We start from the raw sequence: 2,296 nt of genomic DNA, 5'->3' as shown, positions 1-2,296 counted from the left end.
CAAAAGGGGGGGCATTAATATGTCGCAGTACTGAGTGGTACATTCGGGCAGGTTTCTTTTAAACCCTTCATCATGTATTTGATGAAGGGTTTTTTTATGCCCAATAATGGCCTGATTCTCTTTTTCTAAACCTTCGAATAGGGAACAGAGCTTGAGATATCTATAATATCCATGATCTTATTTTTTTCGGCTTTCATTATATACCATAATTTCTCTTTATTTCTAAGCCTTGTAGAACCTGATTTTTAACATCTCGGTAATAGGGGAAAACCCTTAAAAAACATTGTAAATGAGGTTTTTAGGTTAAAATGTTTAACTTCAATTACGTTTGTATTGATCAATAAATTAAATTTGATTTAAGAGTTGCAACTCTAACTCGGGGCCCTCTTAGTAAATTATCTTCTGCTCCATTATGATCCTCCCCCTGGAAACCTTTAAGGTTTTAAACTAACCGCATCTTGCGGTTTAGGTAGTTATCCCCCCTATGTAGATTTCTTTTTCTAATCATTTGCTGCCTAAAATCCTCTTAACCGAAGATTACTAACCTTAAAAATATTTTAATTATGAAAGATTTTACATTTTCTGAGGGCTTTCATCCCGAAGGTTTTCAGTTTAAACTATTAGTTTATTTCAGAAAATTTACCAGATCCCTGGGTATCCTCGGGTTTCTTGGTGCTTTCTTGATTTCGTTTGGGGCTTACTCGCAGGTTATTGTCGAGGGAGCTGTACCGGTGCAAACTCCATTAGGGGGATATGGTGTAGATGGTGATGCTACTGCCGGAACTCCCGATCCCACTTATAATCTGGTTGGTGACTGGTTTTTTGAGGATTATGATGATCCCAATAACACCAATCCTGGTGGTATTTTCAGAAGAGACCCGATCAATGGTACATTAAACCCTATTTATGACAATACATTCTTTCTCCAGGATGATGTACCCATGGGGAATGTTAAAGATGCAACCATCTTTACTACGGTGGCCAAGATAGACCAGGATCCTAATACCTATACCTGGGGAGAAGGATCTTCTCCTAATAAGAATGAAATTCAAAATGTTGCTGTTCATTTCGCTTATGGCGACGATGGAATGCTTGATTTCTTTGGGCAACCTGGTGACCCTGATGACCTTTGGGCACTTTTTGCGGCTGACAGGGAAGTAACTAATGGGGACAGTTATATAGATTTCGAATTTTTACAGGCCAGCTTGACAATGACAGGGCTCGAGGCGGGCTATGGGGGATTTGAAAGTGGTGCTTCAGCTGCTACTGGTGGACGTACTGTTGGTGATTTATTAGTCACTGTTGGTTACGGGAATGGTGGAGGAATAGCTACAGTAGCTATCCTGCGATGGGAATCTGACGGAAGTGGGGGATATCATTATGATTTAAAGGATATCGAGGATTATGAAGGATTGATCTATGCCACAACTAATACCAATATCACGAATGTTCCTTTTGATGCCTATGGTAAGGACTATTATGAGATTAATCAATGGGTCGAAGGAGCTGTAAATTTAAGTGGAATTTTTGAAGCCAATCTGGATCCTTGTATTTCATTAAGTACCTTATTTGTAAGAACCAGGTCCTCCGGTGAATCGGGAACTGCTCAGTTAAAAGATTTCCCAGTAGGACCTATCCAGCTTGAAATAGATTTAACACCACCCGCTCCTGAGGTTACCGATGTGGAAAATTGCGGTCCCTATGAAGGTAGTCTGACTGCTACAGGCTGTGAAGGTACTGTAAAATGGTATGCAGCAGAAACTGGTGGTACTCCGCTGTATACTGGCGCAACTTATACCCCTGCCAGTCCTATAACTGAAACGACTTCCTTCTGGGTTAGCTGTACCGTAGATGGATGTGAAGGGCCAAGGGGAGAAGTGACTGTAACTATTTATGAGATCCCTGATTTTGATGTCACCGATCTAGAATCTTGTGAGGAAGGAGAAACCGGTGGGGCTTCGTTTGATTTAAATGATGCGATTAGCAATGAGGACATGGGAACTCTGACCTTTTATATTACAGAGGCCGATGCTATGGTTCCTGAAAATGCAATTGATCCAATTGATGTATCCGTATTGCTTAGCGATAGCCCTGAGACTTTCTGGGCCCGGCTTGATAATGATAATGATGGGGATGAAGATTGCCATACCATTAAATCTTTTACAGTAACTGTATATGACAATCCTGATCTTGTAGTAACCGATCTTGAAGACTGTGAAGCTACAGACACCGGTGCTCAAACCTTTGATCTCAACGATGCGGTCACCGATGATGATGGTGGAACAATTAGTTTCTA

At 40.9% G+C, this 2,296-nt stretch carries 1 protein-coding gene; it reads left to right on the top strand.

The features are described from left to right. Window positions 1–563 precede the first annotated feature (563 nt). Window positions 564–2,296: immunoglobulin domain-containing protein (locus tag BM266_RS16850; RefSeq protein WP_449415963.1), on the top strand; the 1,733-nt coding region annotated here is incomplete at its 3' end.

The sequence above is a fragment of the Salegentibacter flavus genome, assembly GCF_900115145.1.
GTDB classification, from domain to species: Bacteria; Bacteroidota; Bacteroidia; order Flavobacteriales; family Flavobacteriaceae; genus Salegentibacter; species Salegentibacter flavus.
This window is presented reverse-complemented; position numbering and strand designations above follow the sequence as displayed.